Raw genomic sequence first — 19,319 nt, 5'->3', positions numbered from 1 at the left:
CATCCTAAAAAGAGCCGCGAGGCTCTTTTTTTACTTTTAGAGCCTATGAAGAAGAAACTGCTTGTCGCTATCCCATTACTCTCCGCCGTCATTGCGGTTGCTGGTTACCAAGCGATTTTTACCTTACCAGACCAGCCACAACTTTCTTCGGTTTCTGACGACGGTGTGGTGCTTTCACCGCAATGCTACGTCAATCCGCGCGCCAAAGTGCTAGATAAGCAGGGCAGCATTAATCTTTTGGTCTGGAACATTTACAAACAAAATCGTAGCCAGTGGGATGTGGAGTTGACGCGTTTGACTGACGAGGCTCAACTCGCGCTATTGCAAGAAGCAAGCATGACGTCAGAGTTAAAACAGTGGATTAAACGCGAAGGCTGGTTTGCCAATCAAGTTGATGCATTTAAAGCGTTTGATGCCACCGCTGGGGTGTTGAACTTGACCCAAGATACGCCAAATTTGGCGTGCGCCTTTGTCGAATTAGAGCCTTGGTTAAGATTGCCGAAATCGGCGCTCTATGCGACGTATCCGCTCTCTGATGGTGATGAACTTGCGGTGGTCAATATCCACGCTGTGAACTTTACCTATGGAACTGAGGAGTATCTCAGGCAATTGAGTCGGCTGGTGGATGAACTGTTAGAACATCAAGGACCGATCATTGTTGCTGGCGATTTTAATAGTTGGAGTGAGTCACGTTTGGCAGTTATGAAGCAGGCGCTGGATAAGCTCGGGCTGCATGAAGTGACGTACCAAGAAGACCATCGCACCCAGTTTATAACGGGTTTGCCACTCGACCATGTGTTTTATCGTGGCTTAAGGCTAAAAACAGCAGAGGCGCCATTTTCTGACGCCTCTGACCACAATCCTATTTTAGTAAGCTTTGAGCTACTTCCCACCAATTAGAAGATGAGAATGTATAACGCCCATATCGCGTAATACGCCAGCCAAGGTAGGGCTGAAATGACCAGCGCTTGACCGCGCTCAAACTCAGTCCACGTTCCAACCGCTGCATAACCTAGCGCAATGTACCAAGGCAGTAGTAGCGGGAATGAGCTAGCAAACTGCGACCATTCGTTAGTGAGTGGCAGTTTTAGTAAACCGTTCAAACTGTTCAGGTCTGCGGCGTACACCATCACTTGACCGTGCTTGAGTAGCACACTGACGTAACTCGCCAAATCACCAATGATCGCAGGGAAAGTGATCACCGCGCCTGCGGCAAACCAGCGCCAAAAACCGTGTTGGTGTTGGCTTGGTTTTGTCGCTAAGTTAAACCAAAACGCGAGCATTAGAATCGTCAACGTACGTCCGGCAACATCGCTAATGATTTCGCTCGCCATCAGCGTGTTCGCATCGAGCAATTCAAGTTGTTTCGGATTTGTCGCTGCTAACTGAGCCGATAGACCTTCTTTCAACCACGCAAAATTGACGATATCAAAGTAGGCGCCCCAAAACAGGAACGGTGACAAAATCAAAAAGACGTAAGGTTGCCAGCCCCAAGCTCCACGTTGGTATAGCGCAAGAAAGCACGCGCTTGGCGAGCGGAAAATATCCACCAGCATAATTAAAGGGTTACTTGACGGCGTCATACACTCACCTTGGTTACATCAACGTACAGTTTTAATTTTTGTCCTGGCTTGAGGTACTTACTCTTTGCCAGATCATTCCATGCGACGATATCGCTGGATTTGACTTTGAATTTCATCGCGATGCCGCTGATGGTATCTCCAGAACGGACTTTGTAGTAGACGGTGCGAATGATTGCGCCATCAGAGCCATCTTTCCAGATCACCAGCTTTTGTCCGGTACGTAGGGTATCTCTTGGTCCCATACCATTCCACTTGGCTAGAGAACGGTGTGATACCTTGTTGGCTTTGGCGATGCTCCACAAGCTGTCACCTGAGCGAACTGTGTGAGTGAGCTTGTACTTACCTCGACTGATGGATTGCGTTTTCGCCAGTCGGTTAGTCGCAGACAGCTCGTACGCTTTTTCATCTTTGACAGAGGCTGGAATCATCAGGTGTTGGCCGACACGTATGGTGCTGTTGCTCATCCCGTTCGCGCGTTGGATCACTTTGGTCGAAGTGTTGTAGCGGTTAGCAATCACGCTGAGTGAATCACCAGACTTCACTTTGTAGCGTACCAGTTTCATGCCTTTGCCACGGTTCTTTTCAACCTGGCTGTTGAATTTCGCTACTGTGTGAGTCGGAACTAATAGTTGGTAGGGGCCTTCTGGTGCAGTTGACCATTTGTTGTAAGCAGGGTTAAGGCTCTGCAGTTCTTTGACCGAAATCCCGGCGTATTGAGCGGCAATCGCTAGGTCTAATTGCTCTTTTGGATCAACTAATGTCACAACGGGCTTGTTGGCAATCGATGGGATTTCAATACCGTATTTTTCTTGGTTGGCAATAATGTCTGCCAGCGCTAGTAGCTTCGGTACATAACCACTGGTCTCTTTTGGTAAGTTCAAAGAGAAAAAGTCGATGGGTTTACCCTGTTTTTTGTTTTGTCGGATCGCACGTGATACGCGACCGCCACCGCTGTTGTACGCCGCAATAGCGTGTGTCCATTCGCCGTCAAAACGTTTGTTGAGGTAGGTGAGGTAATCCAGCGCGGCGTCGGTTGCTGCCGAGACGTCACGACGACCGTCATACCAGAAATTCTGCTCTAGGCCGTACATTTTCCCTGTTGCCGGTACGAATTGCCATAACCCCGCGGCACTGCCGTGAGAATAAGCAAACGCATCGAACGAGCTTTCTACGACAGGAAGAAGGGCTAACTCCAACGGTAGTCCGCGTTGTTCGATTTTTTCCGTGATCAAATAAAGGAAAGGTTCTGCACGCTGTGAGACTGTGCGCAAATGACCTGGATGCTTGAGATACCAAGTTCGGTAGTAATCAACCGTGCGATGGTCTGGGATCGGCATTTGCAGCTGCATTGCGATACGCTTCCAGACATCTTCTTGAGATTGAGGAGTGACGATCGGTTTCTTATCTTCGACTTGCTCGTCTGGTTGTGCCTTTGGCTCAACCGCTTTCACCGATGTCGATTGGTTGGTGTCTGGTGAAGTCGCTTCACCAGAATCTGATGGCTGGGTTAGCTGACAACCTGTCAGTAAAAGCGCTAAAACCCAGCTGTATTTCATTCGCATTACACAGCCCTTTTTTACTTTGGCTGGTGATAATACTTTCGACTCTATTAGAGTGACAAGCAGCAAATCGTTAAAATTCGTTCTTCCACTCACGTAACGCGGTAAAAATCGCGAGTGAATCCGTCTCTAGCGTACGGTTTGCAACGGATCTCATCACACTTTGCTGATCGGTACGTAAGAAAGGATTAATCCATTTCTCACGTCGAATCGTGGTAGGCACGGTCGGTTGGTTTTGCGCTCGTAGGCGATTGACCTCGTCACGATATTGTTGTAGTTGCTCATTATCGGGCTCGACTGCTAGGGCAAACGCAACGTTACTTGCAGTGTACTCGTGCGCGCAGTAAACCTCAGTTTCTTCTGGCAGGGCAGCGAGTTTGGCCAAAGAGGTGTGCATTTGTTCCATCGTGCCTTCGAATACACGCCCACAACCAGCGGAGAAAAGAACATCACCACAGAACACTTTGCCGTCGCCAACAAAGCCGATATGGCCGAGGGTATGGCCTTCCAATCCTAGGACCAAAAAGACTTCGTCAAACAGCTCGATCTGATCGCCTGCTTCGACAGCGAGCGTTAAAGTCGGTACAGGTTCGTTGGCTGGGCCGACGACGCTGACGTTTGGGTACTGGCGTACCAATTCTGATACACCACCGATATGGTCATTGTGGTGGTGTGTAATTAAGATAGCTTCTAAGCTTAGGTCGTGTTGTTCTAGGTATTCCAACACGGGCTTAGCATCGCCTGGGTCGACAACGGCACAACGCTGATCGCTATTTTGAATCAGCCAGATGTAATTATCATTAAATGCAGGTATGCTTTTGATATCTAACATAGTTATCTCTCCAGTTACCAAGAGTGAGGCAGGTTATTTATGAAACCAGCGCGCAGTAATAAAAAGCTCAAAATGCCTCATTCTTGGTCTCACCTAAAAAATGGCCAATGGGTTAGTGAATCAATTCAAACCCGAATGGACGAGTGGTGCCCGAAACTTTTTGGCTACCATATGCTTAAGCTCGGCGGACTTAGCTGCGAGTTAACCAGCTTTGCTTGCAATATTCAACATCAAGTCAACCTTGATATCCAGAACCCTTTGCATAATGTGATTGCAGATGCTTATGATTTGCCCTTTTTAGAAAAAAGCTTCGACGCAGTTGTGCTAGCGCACCAGCTCGATTACTGCAATGACCCACATCGAGTGTTGCGCGAAGTAGACCGGGTGATGATTGATGATGGCTATTTGATCATTACCGGTTTTAACCCGATCAGCTTTACTGGATTGGCGAGTCTTATGCCGTGGAGAAAGCACAACCTGCCGTGGAGTGGGCGAATGTTTACCCCGACCCGCATTCGCGACTGGTTGGAAGTGCTGAATTATCAAGTGGTGGAATGTGATTGCTACGCGCTGTTTCCGATGCAGAGTTACCGCACTATGTGGACTTGGTTTGAAAACAGTTTAGGCGATTGGGCATCGCCGATGGGCAGCCTGTACTTTATTGTCGCGCGCAAACGCACTTATCCGTTGAAACCGATTAAGCCGCACTGGAAGCTAAAACGAAAATTGACGCCATTGGGCGTCAATTACAAAGTCTCGAATCGGTCGTGAATGGTTAGTTAGGAATGTAACCCGTATCTTCTTCGGTCGGGTTTTCCGCCGCGGCTCTTGCTAACTCATCACACATTTCGTTTTCACGATGACCCGCATGACCTTTTACCCAGCGCCAATCAATTTGGTGACGTTGGGTTTCTGCATCGAGCGCTTTCCACAAGTCCGCGTTTTTCACAGGTTTTTTATCTGCGGTTTTCCAGTCACGTTTCTTCCAGTTGTGAATCCACTGGGTAATGCCTTGGCGGACATATTGACTATCGGTGGTCAAAATAACGTTGCATGGCTCTTTGAGTGTTTGCAGCGCGACTATGGTCGCCATCATTTCCATACGATTGTTGGTGGTTAGCGTGTAGCCTTTGGCAAGGGTTTTCTCGACTTGCTTGTAGCGCAGCACGATACCGTATCCACCAGGTCCAGGATTGCCTAAGCATGAACCATCTGTGAAAATTTCCACCTGTTTCGTCATGATTTGATACTATTGGTTAAAGCATATTATTGGCATAGTCTGACACATATATTGTTATGAATACCAGCAACAATTCTAAATACGATCGCATCATCGTACTCGATACCGAGACCACCGGTATGAACACCGAAGGTGGCCCGCATTATCAGGGACACCGAATCATCGAAATCGGTGCGGTGGAGATCATCAACCGTAAACTGACCGGGCGTCACTTCCACGTTTACATCAAACCGGATCGCGAGATTCAGTCAGAAGCGGTAGAAGTCCACGGTATTACCGACGAATTCTTGGTTGATAAGCCTGAATATCGAGACGTACACGCTGAGTTCTTAGAGTTCATTAAAGGTGCCGAACTGGTTGCCCATAACGCGCCCTTCGATACTGGCTTTATGGATCATGAGTTTAGTATGCTCGATCCATCGATTGGTAAAACCGACGATTATTGTAAGGTGACCGATACCCTTGCCATGGCGAAGAAAATCTTCCCGGGCAAACGAAACAACCTCGACGTGTTGTGTGAACGCTATGGTATCGATAACTCACACCGTACCCTCCACGGGGCATTGCTCGATGCCGAGATCCTAGCCGACGTCTACCTGTTAATGACAGGTGGCCAGACTTCACTGCAATTTAACGCAGGCAGTTCTGAAGACGGCGGAATGGGAGGTGAATCAATAAAACGCGTTGCTGGTGGAAGAAAAGCGCTAAAGGTTATTCGTGCAACGGCCGATGAACTAGATGCACATCAGAGTAGATTAGATATCGTCGAGAAAAGCGGAAGCTGCCTCTGGCGTCAGTAGGAGATAGGATGTTAAGAGTTTGGTTGGCCGCGTTCGGGTTGTTGTTGAGCTTTTCTGGCCTTGCAGCGCAAGAGTCAACAATGAGCTTGCTCGATAACCGTTTTCGCGTCGATCCGTCGATTACGCAAATTACTTTTGTTATCTATCGTGCAGAAGAGAGCAAACCTGTGGTGTTAGTCAGACCTGACGGGAAAAAGTACTATGCGTGGCGTAGCCCAGAGAACGTGCGTTGGTATCAAGAGTCGTCAATGGATATCGTTTCCATCGATAATCCGATGCCAGGTCCGTGGCAAGCGGTCGGCAGCGTAACGCCAAAAAACAAAATCAAACTTATCTCTCATCTCAAGCTTTCTTCGGAGAAGCTGCCAGCTCGCTTGTATCAGGGAGAGTCACTGAAATTTACCGCGCGACTCACCTCCGATGACCAACCTCTAGTGCTGCGGGACTTTTTAGACCGCGTCAAACTCAAAGTTACCTTCACGAAATTTGTCGAAGACGAAGACACTCTAGCCAAAGAAGCGCGCCCGATTGCGGTTGAAATTGGCGAGTTTGCCGATGACGGTCAAGCTCTAGACGAAGTCGCGGGAGATGGTGTCTTTACCGTTGCGTTGCCAATCAATAGTGCTGCGGGTAAATATCGTGTGCGTATTACGTCTGGCAATGGCGTGTTCTTGCGCGCTGAAGAACAAGAAGTCTTGGTCTACCCGTCGCCAATCGAAACGACCTTTATTCAATCTCGAGACGCGTCTCAACCGCACAAAGTAGTCTTCTCTGGAGAGCAAGGCATGGTGATGCCGGGCTCACTGGCGGCGCGAGTTGAACATACTGACCCAGATAAGAAAACGGTCGATGTTCAGGGCGCTGCCGATAGAGAAAGCAATAAGCTGGAGTTGACCATTCCGTACTCTGAAGCGTTGGGTAACTATGCTTGGACGGGCGAAGTCTACGCGACAGAAATGGGCTCAGGTCGACCGTTGGTGTTTGACCTAAACCAACATACATACAGTGTTGTTGATGAACTCGACATCGCAGAAACGCGCCGTTTGCAAGAAATTGAACGCATGAAGCAGCAAAAGCTGTTGGAAGAACAGCAGTTGATTGAAATGCGTGAGCAACAGAAAACTCAGAGCATGATCATGATTGCGGTGGGTAACTTAGTGGTCATTCTACTCGCGCTGGTGGGATGGTTTATTGCCCGTAAGCTCAAAGCGCGTAAGAAAGAAGTACCTGAAATGCAATTAGAAATACCGAAGAAATAACCTTGCTCAAAAGCATTCATTCCGTTGTTATAGCAAACGCCTTCATGATTGAAGGCGTTTTCTTTTTGCGATGATTGACGTAGTCTGACTATCCAGAAATTGTGATTCACGGATTGGGATCGTCAGGTGAAGAAAGGCATAACAGGGCAGTTAAGCGATATTGATTTGCGGTTATTAAGGATATTTAAGACGGTGGTTGAGTCAGGAGGCTTTTCCGCAGCTGAAGTCTCTTTGAATATTAGCCGCGCTGCGATCAGTGCGGCGATGGCGGATTTAGAAGTCAGACTGGGATTAAAGCTGTGCCATCGAGGGCGCTCTGGTTTTTCGATGACCGATGAAGGGCAACAGGTCTACAAATACGTATTGCAGCTACTGGCGTCACTGGAAAACTTCAAAACTCAGGTAAATACCCTGCATGCCAACCTCAGCGGTGAACTCAATATCGGCATTACCGACAATATGGTCTCCATGTCTGAGATGCGTATCACCAATGCGTTAGCTGCGCTTAAAGAAGCGGGGCCAGACGTCAAAATCAATATCCGCATGATTCCGCCGAATGAGGTTGAGAAAGGCATCTTGGACGGCACACTTCATGTTGGCATGATTCCTAAAATTCGTACGCTTTCTGGACTGTCCTATGAACCGCTCTACGACGAAAAGTTGCTGATGTACTGCGGTAAAGGTCATCCGCTGTTTAACAGTGATCACGCAGAGCTAAGCTTGAGCGACTGGGATGTTGTCATCCCCGCGTATGCGCAAACGCCAGAAGTGCACGCCTTGTATGCGGATATGAAAGGGGCGGCGAGTGCGACCGACCGTGAAGGAATAGCCTTCTTACTACTTACGGGTCAGTACTTAGGCTATTTGCCAGACCACTTTGCAAAGCGCTGGGTCGATGATGGCTCGATGCAAGCCGTTGACCCGAAACGTTTTGGCTATACTCAACAGTTCGTTTCCATCACCAGGAAGGAAAGACGAGCAAACTTGGTGTTGGAAACCTTTTTGCAGTCGCTGAACGGTTGAGAACAAAGCTGTATTGGCTTTGATTGCGGTTTGTAGATTTGATGGAAAGAAGACTTAAACAAGGAAGTGACTAGTGTTCACGGTTTCAGGAACAATATCGCGTATTTTTTCGGATCAGGTGCTGGCGTATCTGCGTAGCCAGTATGGCGACAAAAACCAGAAGGACTTACCTTGTCCTGGTGAGTCGGTTCAGTATCTTGATGATGAATACTATCTCTATATCAGTGATTTCTACCAGTTTTTAAATCAGGCTGAGTTGTATACCAACAACCCTGAATTTGCTTGGGAGGTCTACGATGATTTTGACTTTCGTAATATGGGGATTCTTGGTTATGCAATCGTCAATTCCACCACCTTACAAGAAGCGATTGCTGTAGCATGCGATTATGTTCTGTTGGTGCAGAGCCATACCGAAGTGTTCATTAGGCCAAGTCAACACCACTCCGGTTGTTTTGATCTGTGCTACCAAGTGGAATCAGGTCCGCTTGCGTGCCACCACGACACCCATATGTCCTTGGTGTTTTTTATCCGCCTTATTCAAGTGCTCCATGATTCGAGTTGGAAGCCAATACTGATTGGTTTGAATCATGCCGAGCGCAGCCAAGCAATCGCGGACAAAACTGGTGTAAATGTAGTGACAGATCAAGACTACAACTTTATCACCATCGAAAAGGATGTCTTGCACGCCCAAGTCACAACCTCTGACCCGCGCCTGTTTGACATTATGCATGCTAACCTCAGTGAGAAAATTGCCCAGCAGGCGGAAACGCTGACGTTTTTTCAGCAGTTGGAAGAGGCGATTTTCCGTTTACTATCGGATGATGAATGCAATATCGACAAGGTAGCAGAGCAGATGTGTATGAGCCGACGAACCCTCCAACGCCGTCTTGCCGATTACAGTGTCAGCTTCTCTCAGCTTTTGGACAATGTGCGGCGACACTATGCTTGCCAGCTCTTGAATCAAACGTCTGTCTCAATGAATGAAGTCGCGCTAACTCTTGGCTATTCAGAGCTTGCCGCTTTTTTGCGTGCATTCAAACGTTGGTACGGGATAAGCCCGTCAGAATATCGAGAGTTCATACTCGGTGAGCGCGATTAGCGTCTTTTCTCGTTGAGGTGACACAAGTTTGTCACCTCAAGTCAATACAGCCTGATTTGAGTGTTTTATCTTGAGTTAAATGTTAGTTATTTGTAAATAAAAAGTAACTAATGGTTTAATAATAAAATCGAGATAAAACCATGCTTATTTCAGACACCTACATTGCTCCACAAACCAAACCCCGCGCCCGCGACTTAGGTATTCCCTTTGAAGGCGAACCTGCCACTTTTAACGCCATCACTGATGTGAAAGGGGTTGAAGTGGGTTACTCGACCTTAATCGACCCACACAACAATATCTGTACTGGGATCACCGCGATTCTTCCGCGTGGCAAGTGCAAAACACCCAGTCCGGTTTGGGCGGGGCAATATGATCTTAACGGTAACGGTGAGATGACAGGGACGCACTGGATTAACGAAGCTGGCTATTTTCTTGGCCCTGTTTGTATTACCAATACCCATTCTGTCGGTATGGTCCATCACGCGACCACCAAGTGGATGCTAGACACGTATGATGCCCATTTTAAACATGGTCATGCTTGGGCAATGCCGGTTGTGGCGGAAACTTACGATGGGTTTATGAATGACATAACCAAGCAGGTAGTGGGTGAAGAGCATGTACTGCATGCGCTGGATAATGCGCAATCGGGAGCGATTGAAGAGGGCAACGTTGGTGGCGGCACTGGGATGCAAACTTACGAGTTTAAAGGTGGTTCGGGGACCGCGTCTCGTGTGGTGAACATTCCCGATAACGAGTTTGTTGTCGGCGTGTTCGTGCAATCCAACTTCGGTTTACGCCATGAACTGAATGTTGCGGGTGTGCCTGTAGGCCAATACATGAACGACAACCGTCCGATTGTCGCTGCAATGAACCACGACGCCAGAGATACAGGCTCGATCGTCGTGACTATTGCCACCGATGCGCCTTTGCTACCGCTACAATTGCAGAGCTTAGCCAAACGAGCAGCAATAGGACTTGGCCGCACCGGTACTTCAGGTGGTCATTATTCGGGAGATATCTTCTTGGCATTCTCTACTGCCAACGACAATGGCATGCCGTTCAGTTGCGGTAAAGCGGGCAGTCCGGTTCAGACCATTCAACACCTCAACGAACATTATCTTGATGAGATCTACAGCGCAACGGTTCAGGCAGTCGAAGAGGCGATCCTCAATGCGATGATTGCGGCGCAATCGACGCCAAGCGTCAAGCCAAAAGGATTGATGTTTGATGCGATAGACCACCATACGCTGATTACACTGCTGAAAAAACATCATCGCGTCTCGGCTTAACGAGTTTTATCGCCAGAAGGTTTTGGCGAGTTTGACGCTTCGCTGCTCATTACAAAGGATTGAAGAGGGACCATCATGTACAAATCAGAACACTATCCCAACTCGTTATCGGTCATGTTAACGGCGTGTGCCGGTATATTGCCGGCGTTTGTTTTCTTAATTGCTCCTGTGTTTGTCGGGGGATTGGTTGAAATAGGAGTCGAAGTCGAAAAGGCGGGATTTCTTCTCTCCGCGGAGCTCGGTGGCTTCGCCGTCGGTGGCTTATTGGCCACATTGTGTCTTAAGCACCTTCGCTGGCAGAGCATCGTTTACTTATCTCTGAGTGCGATTATTGTGGGTAACTTGTCGAGCGCTTATTTGTCATCGAATATCCTCGCAAGTTACGACCTGTTGATGTGGGTGCGAGTGATTTGCGGACTTGGTAGCGGCAGCTTAGCGGCTATCATCAATGTTGCGCTTAGCCGTGCTCAAAACAGTGAGCGTGCGTTTGCCTATCTACTATTTGCACAACTCTCATTCAGTGCGTTGGGCATCTATTTGTTTCCCGATATTATCGCGGCGTTAGGCAGCGTTGATGTGGTGTTTTACGTGCTTTCAGCGCTCTGCGTCTTGTTGTTTTTCTCTGTTCCATTTTGTGGTGAGCGAATTGAAATTACACGCCCGGGTGATGGCGAATCTTCCGCACCACCTAAGTGGGGCAGCACGGTTATTGTTTTATCGGCGCTGACGATGTTTTTCTTCTACTCGGCAGAAAACGCAGTATGGGCATTTTTAGAAATCATTGCCGAACAAGGTGGCATCTCAGGCAGTGAAATTGGTGAACTGCTAGGTATCATTGGCCTGACGGGGTTAGCTGGGGCGGCTTGCGCGGTGATTCAAGCCGATAAGTTGGGTCGGGCGATCCCTATCTTACTGACGATATTGGTTCAAATTGGCGTGGTGGTGGTTCTACATGGTGAGATAGCACCGATGACATTCTTGTATCTCGCGTCGATATTCAACTTCCTTTGGAATTATTGTGCGCCTTACTTGTTTGCGGTGGCGGCGGATGTGGACCCTTCCGGGCGAGCCGTTGCGTTGAGTATTCCTGCGCTTGGAATGGGGTTAACGGTTGGGCCTTTGATCGTGGGCGTGCTACTGCCAGAATTCGGTTTAACGGTTGTGAATGCGATAGCGATTGTTGCTTTGATACTGGCTGCATTTAGCGTGATACCCCTGTTTAGAAGGCGCTCAGTAACGGCCAATGCGTTGACGCAATAACCTTACAGAAAACCTCGCATAAACGCCCTCTTTCGAGAGGGCGTTTTCGTTTTGCTCTACGGATGGTTTTAGGTAACTAAATGGTTAACTGAACTTAAATAATTCAATATTTAACCGATGTATTCCTTTGTCTACTCTAAAAATTCATTAGTACATTGACGAGTAGGCACAGAACATGGACTTTCAACACCCTCCTATTTCCAGCGAACAGTTAGCGGCTCACTGGATGCCATTTACTGCAAACCGTGAGTTTAAGCAGTCTCCACGGATCATTGAGTCAGCAGAGGGGCACTACTACACGGATCATCAAGGTCGTCAGATTTTTGATGGCTTATCGGGTTTATGGACCTGCGGGTTGGGGCATTGTCATCCCAAGATCGCGCAAGCCGTTAGTGAACAAGCGCGTACCCTTGATTACTCGCCAGCGTTTCAGTTTGGTCACCCTAAGTCATTTGAGCTGGCAGAACGTATCGCATCGTTGATGCCGGAAGGTTTAAACCGCGTATTTTTTACAGGGTCAGGTTCTGAGTCAGTGGACTCAGCGCTGAAAATCGCGCGTGCCTATTGGAAAAAGCGCGGAAAAGGCAGCAAAACCAAGTTAATCGGCCGAGCCAAAGGCTATCACGGCGTGAACTTTGGTGGCATTAGCGTCGGTGGTATTGGCGCAAACCGTGCCCTCTATGGAGAAGGCATCGCCAGTGACCACCTTGCGCATACCTTACTGGAAGACAACCTGTTTTCGCGTGGTTTACCCGAACAAGGGGCTGAACTTGCGAATGAACTGGAACAAAAAGTATTGCTCCACGGCGCTGACAACATTGCGGCGGTCATTGTTGAACCTGTCGCGGGCAGCGCTGGCGTCATTCCTCCACCGGTTGGTTACCTGAAACGACTAAGAGAGATTTGTAACCAACATGAAATCCTGTTGATTTTCGATGAGGTGATCACGGGATTTGGTCGTATGGGCAGTTACAGCGCCGCAGAGCTATTTGGCGTAACGCCGGATCTGATGACTATAGCCAAACAAATCACCAATGGCGTGGTACCGATGGGCGCAGTGATCGCCAAGCAAGAGATCTATGACACCTTTATGGATACAGGTGGCGCGCACTACTTGCTTGAATTACCCCACGGCTATACCTATTCAGCACATCCCATTGCCTGTGCCGCCGCGCTTGCAACCTTAGACGTTATGCAAGACGAAGGCGTATTGGCGCAGGTGCGAGACTTAACACCTGTGTTTGAAAGCAAAGTGCATAGTTTACGTAGTTGCGACGTGGTCGCCGATATCCGCAACTTTGGTCTCGCTGCAGGCTTAACCCTTCACTCGGTGGAAGGGCAGCCTTTGCTTAACCCGTATCGCGTTGCAATGGCGTGTTGGGATAAAGGTTTTTACGTGCGTTATGGCGGCGATACGATTCAGATGGGAATTCCATTTAGAACGACAGAAAACGAGTTGGACCTAATGATTAATGCGCTTGGAGAAGCGTTAGCAGAACAAAGTAAGGACGAAAAATGAAATCAATCGGGCATTGGATTAATGGGCAACATGTATCAACGGATGGACGCGATCAGGACGTATTCAACCCTGCGTTAGGCGAAGTGATTCGCCGCGTACAACTGGCTGACCGAAAGACGGTTGAAGACGCGATCTCCGCCGCGCAGCAAGCATTTGAAAGCTGGAAACGTACACCGCCGAGTAAGCGCGCCAGAGTGATGTTTCAGTTCAAACAGCTGGTTGAAATCAACCAAGATAAACTGGCTCGTTTGATTGGGGAAGAACACGGTAAAACGGTCAGCGATGCGAAAGGTGAAATTCAGCGTGGGCTTGAAAACATCGAGTACGCATGTGGTGTCGCGGATGCACTCAAGGGCGAGTACAGCAAAAATGTGGGACCTGATATCGATTCTTGGAGTGATTTCCAACCCCTTGGTGTTGTGGCAGGTATCACCCCATTTAACTTCCCAGTTATGGTTCCGATGTGGATGTTCCCGCTGGCAATTGCATGCGGCAACACTTTCGTGCTGAAACCGTCAGAACGTGACCCGAGTTCAACCTTATTCTTAGCGGATTTATTGTCTCAATCGGGTCTACCAGAGGGTGTGTTTAACATCGTCAATGGTGACAAAGAGGCGGTGGATACACTATTAGAAGACAAACGCGTCAAAGCAGTAAGTTTTGTCGGCTCGACTGCGATTGCAGAGAGCATTTACCGCAAAGCGTCAGACAATGGCAAACGTTGCCAAGCGCTGGGTGGTGCAAAAAACCACGCCATCGTAATGCCAGATGCGGACTTAGACAGTACGGTCAATCAACTACTTGGTGCTGCGTTTGGTTCCGCGGGAGAGCGTTGTATGGCGTTGTCGGTTGTAGTGGCGATTGGTGATAAAACGGCGGATGCTCTTATCGACCGACTTAAAACCGAAATGGCAAAACTGAAAGTGGGCTCTTGCCTTGATAGCGAGAATGATTTTGGCCCGCTAGTTACTAAACAGCACCAAGACAAAGTGTGTAATTACATAGCCAGCGCGCAGCTTCAAGGTGCAGAGATTGTGGTCGATGGTCGAGATATTGCCGTGCCTGGCTATGAGTCGGGTTACTTTGTCGGCGGCACACTGATTGATAAGGTCACATCGGAGATGACGAGCTACCAAGAAGAGATCTTTGGCCCGGTGCTACAAGTGATGCGGGTTGATTCAATGCAGCAAGCGATGCAACTGATCAACGACCATGAATACGGAAACGGCACTTGTATCTTTACCCGAGACGGTGAAGCTGCGCGCTACTTTGCCGACAACATCGAAGTGGGTATGGTGGGGATCAATGTACCGCTACCTGTACCTGTGTCTTATCATAGTTTTGGTGGTTGGAAGCGTTCGCTGTTCGGTGACCTTTCTGCGTATGGACCAGACGGTGTGCGTTTTTACACTCGAAGAAAAACCGTAACTCAGCGATGGTTTTCCGCTGGAGTGCGAGAAGGGACACAGTTCGCGTTCCCAAGTTAATTTAGACAAACAAAAAGGGCTGCGATTGCAGCCCTTGGTTTTTATTCAGTCAGTTACGCGACTTCTTCCATCTTTGGTGTTGGTTCATGTAGTGGCTTTGCTGCCAATTCCTCGGGCGCAAAATCATCAACATTAATCACGTACAGACGATGTGCTTCGGCATCTTTCAGCAATGCGGCTTCTTTGTCATTAATAATGCCTTTTTCCAAACCTAACTCTGCAATTGCGTCTAAGCGTAAGAATGGACGTCTCTGACCAAGTTCTTTGCATACCTTATCGAACACAGGTTCCGCCTCAAGGATCACTTCCAGCGCCTGTTCAATCTTACCTGCTGGGTTAAATGCACTGGCTGTCATGTATTGGTTACGGCCGATACGAGAGCGAGTTGCTGACGGTGTTTGGAGAATACGCGCCACTTGGCTATCCAGTTTGTCACTTGGAGCCTGACGAATACGACCGAATGGCAGGATCAGTACTCTTAACGCTTTACCCAACCATTTGTTCGGGAAGTTTGCCAAAAACTCATCAATTGCCAACTCAGTTTGTTTTAGGCTGTCTTGTAGACCCCAGTGTACCAATGGCAAATCTTCGGCGATTCGACCTTCGCTTTCAAAGCGTTTTAGTGTAGCTGAGCTCATGTATAGCTGACTTAGGATGTCACCGAGACGCGCTGATAAACGTTCTTTACGTTTTAACGAGCCGCCCAATACTGCCATTGAAATATCAGCTAGGAACGCGATGTTTGCGCTGTAGCGATTCAACTGTTGGTAGTAGCGAGCCGTCGAGTCTTTGACTGGTGTATCGGAGAAGCGACCGTCTGTCAGACCTAACCAGAAGCTACGGACTAGGTTGCTCATCGTGAAGCTAACGTGACCTGCGAGCGCGCTATCGAACTTATCTAAGGCATCCGATGAATCAGAGTAGGCTGCGTTCATTTCTTCCAACACGTAAGGATGGCAGCGGATAGCCCCTTGACCAAAGATGATCATTGAACGGGTTAAGATGTTTGCGCCTTCAACGGTGACCGCAATCGGTGCGCCTTGATAGCCACGAGCCAAAAAGTTAGATGGACCAAGGCAGATACCTTTACCGCCGACAATATCCATCGCATCGATAATGCTTTGCTGACCACGGTGAGTACAGTGGTACTTCACAATCGCCGAGATAACAGACGGTTTCTCACCAAGGTCGATACCTGCAACGGTTAGATTGCTGGCTGCATCCATTACATAAGCGTTACCACCCAAGCGCGCCAAAGGTTCTTCTACACCTTCCATGTGGCCGATAGGTTGTTTGAACTGACGGCGGATACGAGCGTATGCACCAGTGGCTAGAGCCGCAGTTTTGATTCCGCCCGTAGAGTTGGATGGTAGGGTGATACCACGACCAACCGACAGACATTCCACCAGCATACGCCAGCCTTGGCCAGCCATCTTTGGACCACCGATGATAAAATCAAGCGGTACAAATAGATCGTTCGCGCGGGTCGGACCGTTTTGGAACGGGACGTTTAATGGGAAATGGCGGTTACCAATCTCAACGCCTTTTAGGTCAGTCGGGATCAGCGCACAAGTAATGCCGATGTCTTCTTTATCACCTAATAAACCGTCAGGGTCACGCAGTTTAAATGCAAGGCCAAGTACTGTCGCGACAGGCGCTAGCGTGATGTAACGTTTGTTCCAGGTTAAGCGCATCCCTAGCACTTCTTTACCTTTCCACTTACCTTTGCATACTACACCGAAATCTGGGATAGAACCCGCGTCAGAGCCAGCTTCTGGGCTGGTTAAAGCAAAACATGGGATCTCTTTACCTTCTGCTAAGCGAGGCAAGTAATGGTTCTTTTGATCGTCTGTACCGTAGTGTTGCAGCAGTTCACCAGGGCCAAGAGAGTTTGGTACACCCACGGTTGAAGAAAGCACACCTGAAACGCCAGTTAACTTTTGTAGAACGAGTGATTGCGCGTATGCCGAGAACTCCAGACCACCGTATTTCTTTTTGATGATCATGGCGAAGAACTTATGCTCTTTAAGGTATTGCCACACTTCTGGTGGTAAGTCTGCCAGTTCATGGGTCACATGGTAGTCGTTGACCATCGCACAGACTTCGTTCACCGGACCGTCCAGAAACGCTTGCTCTTCAGCGCTTAGCGTTGGCGCTTTGATGCTGTGGAGTTTGTTCCAATCTGGTTTGCCTTTAAATAGCTCGGCTTCCCACCACACAGTACCCGCGTCAAGCGCTTCTTTTTCGGTCTGCGACATCGCAGGTAAGACTTTCTTAAACAGGCTCAGCGCTTTTTTACTGATCAGTGATTGGCGAATTGAAGGTACGCCCAGCACAATGACCGCAGCGATATACAACAGCCAACCGACCGAGCCAGCCGTTCCAATCAATGAGAGTACGACCATGGTCGCGGTCAAGGCAGCAACAGAAGTAAACAACGAGGTTCTGTGGTAAAGGCATGTCGCCAAAACTGCAGCAAACCCGAGTATAGAGAGCAAAATATCCATATCTTTTTCCTTATTCGGCGCTTTGTTTTTGGATTGCACCGTGTTTTAAGTAAGAGGTCTTACCAGTTAAGTGTAATCAAAATATTAATAAAATGTAAAACCCATTCTTGTCTAAAAAGTGATCTAAGTAGAGTGAAAGTTCTAAAACGCGATGGCGGTGCCGATTTTGTGAGCGTTGAAGTGCAAGAAAGCTGCAATTGTTTCCCGTGATCTATCGACAGTGGCAAATGTTTGAGTAAACTCATCAAATAAGGTTGGGATGCGAATCGCTCCCATATTAAATACACAATAATTAGAGATACCCTATGTACCAGGATCTGATTAAAAGCGAGTTACTTGAAGCTGCGGACGTATTGAACAAATTCTTGAGCGATGAAAACAACATCGCGCAAATCGAGTCAGCGGCGAAAATGATTGCCGACTCATTTAAACAGGGCGGTAAAGTTCTATCTTGTGGTAACGGTGGTTCTCACTGTGACGCGATGCACTTTGCAGAAGAGTTGACTGGCCGTTACCGTGAAAATCGCCCAGGCTTCCCTGGTATCGCGATCTCTGACCCTAGCCACCTATCTTGTGTGAGTAATGATTTTGGTTACGACCACGTATTTTCTCGCTACGTAGAAGCCGTAGGCTCTCAAGGTGATGTGTTGTTTGGTCTGTCTACCTCTGGTAACTCAGGCAACATCCTGAAAGCGATTGACGCTGCAAAAGCGAAAGGCATGAAGAGTATTGCCCTAACCGGTAAAGACGGCGGCAAAATGGCGGGTCTGGCAGATATCGAAATTCGTGTACCTCACTTTGGTTACGCGGATCGTATCCAAGAGATCCACATCAAAATCATCCATATTATTATTCAGTTAATTGAAAAGGAGATGGAGAAGTAAATCTTCTTCATTTTATCGCGGTGAAGCACTCGAACGTCGGGTGCTTTGTAGCTGCGATAGTCGTAGTCAGGGAGTTGCTTAAACCATGTGTGAATTGCTCGGAATGAGCGCGAATGTGCCGACAGATATCTGTTTTAGTTTTACAGGTCTGATGCAACGTGGTGGTAAAACTGGACCTCACCGAGACGGCTGGGGGATTACGTTTTACGAAGGAAAAGGCTTCCGTACTTTTAAAGATCCTAACCCGAGTTGCCAGTCGAAAATCGCTGAACTGGTGCAGAACTACCCGATCAAAAGTCGTGCGGTGGTGAGTCATATTCGTCAGGCAAACCGTGGCGGTGTGAACCTAGAAAATACGCACCCATTTACCCGTGAGCTATGGGGACGTTACTGGACGTTTGCCCACAATGGTCAACTCACTGACTACCAGAGTTTAGCCACAGGTCGACATCGTCCGGTTGGGCAAACCGACAGCGAACTGTCCTTTTGTTGGTTGTTAAAGCAAATGGAAGACCGCTACCCAGAACCTCCTCAGGATATGGTGGGTGTGTTTCGTTTTGTCGCGCAATGCTGTGAAATGCTGAAAGAGAAAGGCGTATTTAACATGCTGCTTTCTGACGGCGAATACGTGATGACTTTCTGTACCAATCACCTTTATTGGATCACTCGTCGTGCGCCATTTGGTAAAGCAACCTTGATCGATGAAGACGTGACGATCAACTTCCAAGAAGAAACCACACCGAACGATATTGTGTCGGTGATCGCGACTCAGCCGTTAACTGACAACGAGAATTGGCATCGAATGAAGCCGGGTGAGTTTGGTATCTTCCATTTTGGTGAGCTGATTGATGGCAACGCTGCAGAGTTGGCAGATGTCGCCTATGCGCCTAAGAAAGTAGAGAGCCAAGCACCGACGGAGCCGTTAGAGTAATGCTCTGTTGAGCTAAGTCTTGGTGGCGTGTAAATTGAATACAAATA

The 19,319-nt window shown here is 48.3% G+C and carries 17 protein-coding genes; 12 read left to right on the top strand and 5 right to left on the bottom strand.

Annotation, left to right across the window (positions count from 1 at the left end; genetic code table 11):
- Window positions 1–45: 45 nt before the first annotated feature.
- Entirely contained in the window at window positions 46–900 is an 855-nt protein-coding gene (locus AKJ31_RS09595) for an endonuclease/exonuclease/phosphatase family protein (protein ID WP_053408877.1), read from the top strand.
- On the opposite strand, the gene AKJ31_RS09590 is transcribed toward AKJ31_RS09595, so the two are convergent.
- From AKJ31_RS09590 to gloB, 3 genes are all read right to left on the bottom strand, one after another.
- The gene (locus tag AKJ31_RS09590) at window positions 897–1,583 is read right to left on the bottom strand and encodes a YIP1 family protein (RefSeq protein WP_053408876.1); all 687 of its coding nucleotides are present in this window, start codon (window positions 1,581–1,583) and stop codon (window positions 897–899) included. The genes AKJ31_RS09595 and AKJ31_RS09590 overlap by 4 nt on opposite strands.
- Window positions 1,580–3,145 (bottom strand): lytic transglycosylase, encoded by a 1,566-nt coding sequence (locus tag AKJ31_RS09585; protein ID WP_053408875.1) that lies wholly within the window; start codon window positions 3,143–3,145, stop codon window positions 1,580–1,582. The genes AKJ31_RS09590 and AKJ31_RS09585 overlap by 4 nt, the downstream gene beginning before the upstream one ends.
- 70 nt (window positions 3,146–3,215) lie before the next feature.
- On the bottom strand, window positions 3,216–3,974 hold the full coding sequence (gene gloB, locus AKJ31_RS09580) for a hydroxyacylglutathione hydrolase (protein WP_053408874.1): 759 nt from the start codon (window positions 3,972–3,974) through the stop codon (window positions 3,216–3,218).
- 39 nt (window positions 3,975–4,013) lie between these two features.
- Between gloB and AKJ31_RS09575 the strand changes: the two genes are divergently transcribed.
- A complete protein-coding gene (locus AKJ31_RS09575) occupies window positions 4,014–4,745 on the top strand; it encodes a methyltransferase domain-containing protein (protein WP_053408873.1) in 732 nt (243 codons plus the stop codon).
- A 4-nt stretch (window positions 4,746–4,749) separates the two neighbouring features.
- Here AKJ31_RS09575 and rnhA read toward each other — a convergent pair whose 3' ends face one another.
- The gene (rnhA, locus tag AKJ31_RS09570; protein WP_053408872.1) at window positions 4,750–5,214 is read right to left on the bottom strand and encodes a ribonuclease HI; all 465 of its coding nucleotides are present in this window, start codon (window positions 5,212–5,214) and stop codon (window positions 4,750–4,752) included.
- A 56-nt stretch (window positions 5,215–5,270) separates the two neighbouring features.
- Between rnhA and dnaQ the strand changes: the two genes are divergently transcribed.
- The 8 genes from dnaQ (at window position 5,271) to AKJ31_RS09530 (ending at window position 14,950) form a co-directional block, all read left to right on the top strand.
- The gene (gene dnaQ / locus AKJ31_RS09565) at window positions 5,271–6,014 is read left to right on the top strand and encodes a DNA polymerase III subunit epsilon (protein WP_053408871.1); all 744 of its coding nucleotides are present in this window, start codon (window positions 5,271–5,273) and stop codon (window positions 6,012–6,014) included.
- Window positions 6,015–6,022: 8 nt separating this feature from the next.
- Window positions 6,023–7,273: a TIGR03503 family protein gene (locus tag AKJ31_RS09560; protein ID WP_053408870.1), complete on the top strand. Its 1,251-nt coding sequence runs from the start codon at window positions 6,023–6,025 to the stop codon at window positions 7,271–7,273.
- 126 nt (window positions 7,274–7,399) lie between these two features.
- Window positions 7,400–8,296 (top strand): LysR family transcriptional regulator, encoded by an 897-nt coding sequence (locus AKJ31_RS09555; protein WP_053408869.1) that lies wholly within the window; start codon window positions 7,400–7,402, stop codon window positions 8,294–8,296.
- Window positions 8,297–8,369: 73 nt separating this feature from the next.
- Complete coding sequence (locus AKJ31_RS09550) at window positions 8,370–9,395, top strand: helix-turn-helix domain-containing protein (protein ID WP_053408868.1); 1,026 nt, start codon at window positions 8,370–8,372, stop codon at window positions 9,393–9,395.
- A 140-nt stretch (window positions 9,396–9,535) separates the two neighbouring features.
- Window positions 9,536–10,684: a DmpA family aminopeptidase gene (locus AKJ31_RS09545; protein ID WP_053408867.1), complete on the top strand. Its 1,149-nt coding sequence runs from the start codon at window positions 9,536–9,538 to the stop codon at window positions 10,682–10,684.
- A 75-nt stretch (window positions 10,685–10,759) separates the two neighbouring features.
- A complete protein-coding gene (locus tag AKJ31_RS09540; protein ID WP_053408866.1) occupies window positions 10,760–11,944 on the top strand; it encodes an MFS transporter in 1,185 nt (394 codons plus the stop codon).
- A 175-nt stretch (window positions 11,945–12,119) separates the two neighbouring features.
- Window positions 12,120–13,463 carry an omega-aminotransferase AptA gene (gene aptA / locus AKJ31_RS09535; protein WP_053408865.1) on the top strand — a complete coding sequence of 448 codons (1,344 nt, stop codon included), beginning with the start codon at window positions 12,120–12,122 and terminating at the stop codon, window positions 13,461–13,463.
- A complete protein-coding gene (locus tag AKJ31_RS09530; RefSeq protein ID WP_053408864.1) occupies window positions 13,460–14,950 on the top strand; it encodes a CoA-acylating methylmalonate-semialdehyde dehydrogenase in 1,491 nt (496 codons plus the stop codon). The genes aptA and AKJ31_RS09530 overlap by 4 nt, the downstream gene beginning before the upstream one ends.
- A gap of 53 nt (window positions 14,951–15,003) precedes the next feature.
- Here the strand turns inward: AKJ31_RS09530 and fadE are convergent, their stop codons facing one another.
- A complete protein-coding gene (gene fadE, locus AKJ31_RS09525; protein WP_053408863.1) occupies window positions 15,004–17,457 on the bottom strand; it encodes an acyl-CoA dehydrogenase FadE in 2,454 nt (817 codons plus the stop codon).
- 305 nt (window positions 17,458–17,762) lie between these two features.
- On the opposite strand from fadE, the gene lpcA reads away from it, so the two are divergent.
- Window positions 17,763–18,341: a D-sedoheptulose 7-phosphate isomerase gene (lpcA, locus tag AKJ31_RS09520; protein WP_053408862.1), complete on the top strand. Its 579-nt coding sequence runs from the start codon at window positions 17,763–17,765 to the stop codon at window positions 18,339–18,341.
- Between the two features lie 85 nt (window positions 18,342–18,426).
- A complete protein-coding gene (locus AKJ31_RS09515; protein WP_053408861.1) occupies window positions 18,427–19,272 on the top strand; it encodes a class II glutamine amidotransferase in 846 nt (281 codons plus the stop codon).
- Window positions 19,273–19,319: the final 47 nt, after the last annotated feature.

It is taken from the genome of Vibrio hepatarius (genome assembly GCF_001274785.1).
GTDB classification, from domain to species: Bacteria; Pseudomonadota; Gammaproteobacteria; order Enterobacterales; family Vibrionaceae; genus Vibrio; species Vibrio hepatarius.
Note: the sequence above shows the minus strand (reverse complement) of the source record. Positions and strands in the feature narration are given on the sequence as shown.

What these genes read in the sequence shown, in the direction of transcription:
- AKJ31_RS09595 (WP_053408877.1), top strand. Translation starts at nt 46, where the DNA reads ATGAAGAAGAAACTGCTTGTCGCTATCCCATTACTCTCCGCCGTCATT.
- AKJ31_RS09590 (WP_053408876.1), bottom strand. Translation starts at nt 1,583, where the DNA reads ATGACGCCGTCAAGTAACCCTTTAATTATGCTGGTGGATATTTTCCGC.
- AKJ31_RS09585 (WP_053408875.1), bottom strand. Translation starts at nt 3,145, where the DNA reads ATGCGAATGAAATACAGCTGGGTTTTAGCGCTTTTACTGACAGGTTGT.
- gloB (WP_053408874.1), bottom strand. Translation starts at nt 3,974, where the DNA reads ATGTTAGATATCAAAAGCATACCTGCATTTAATGATAATTACATCTGG.
- AKJ31_RS09575 (WP_053408873.1), top strand. Translation starts at nt 4,014, where the DNA reads ATGAAACCAGCGCGCAGTAATAAAAAGCTCAAAATGCCTCATTCTTGG.
- rnhA (WP_053408872.1), bottom strand. Translation starts at nt 5,214, where the DNA reads ATGACGAAACAGGTGGAAATTTTCACAGATGGTTCATGCTTAGGCAAT.
- dnaQ (WP_053408871.1), top strand. Translation starts at nt 5,271, where the DNA reads ATGAATACCAGCAACAATTCTAAATACGATCGCATCATCGTACTCGAT.
- AKJ31_RS09560 (WP_053408870.1), top strand. Translation starts at nt 6,023, where the DNA reads ATGTTAAGAGTTTGGTTGGCCGCGTTCGGGTTGTTGTTGAGCTTTTCT.
- AKJ31_RS09545 (WP_053408867.1), top strand. Translation starts at nt 9,536, where the DNA reads ATGCTTATTTCAGACACCTACATTGCTCCACAAACCAAACCCCGCGCC.
- AKJ31_RS09540 (WP_053408866.1), top strand. Translation starts at nt 10,760, where the DNA reads ATGTACAAATCAGAACACTATCCCAACTCGTTATCGGTCATGTTAACG.
- aptA (WP_053408865.1), top strand. Translation starts at nt 12,120, where the DNA reads ATGGACTTTCAACACCCTCCTATTTCCAGCGAACAGTTAGCGGCTCAC.
- AKJ31_RS09530 (WP_053408864.1), top strand. Translation starts at nt 13,460, where the DNA reads ATGAAATCAATCGGGCATTGGATTAATGGGCAACATGTATCAACGGAT.
- fadE (WP_053408863.1), bottom strand. Translation starts at nt 17,457, where the DNA reads ATGGATATTTTGCTCTCTATACTCGGGTTTGCTGCAGTTTTGGCGACA.
- lpcA (WP_053408862.1), top strand. Translation starts at nt 17,763, where the DNA reads ATGTACCAGGATCTGATTAAAAGCGAGTTACTTGAAGCTGCGGACGTA.
- AKJ31_RS09515 (WP_053408861.1), top strand. Translation starts at nt 18,427, where the DNA reads ATGTGTGAATTGCTCGGAATGAGCGCGAATGTGCCGACAGATATCTGT.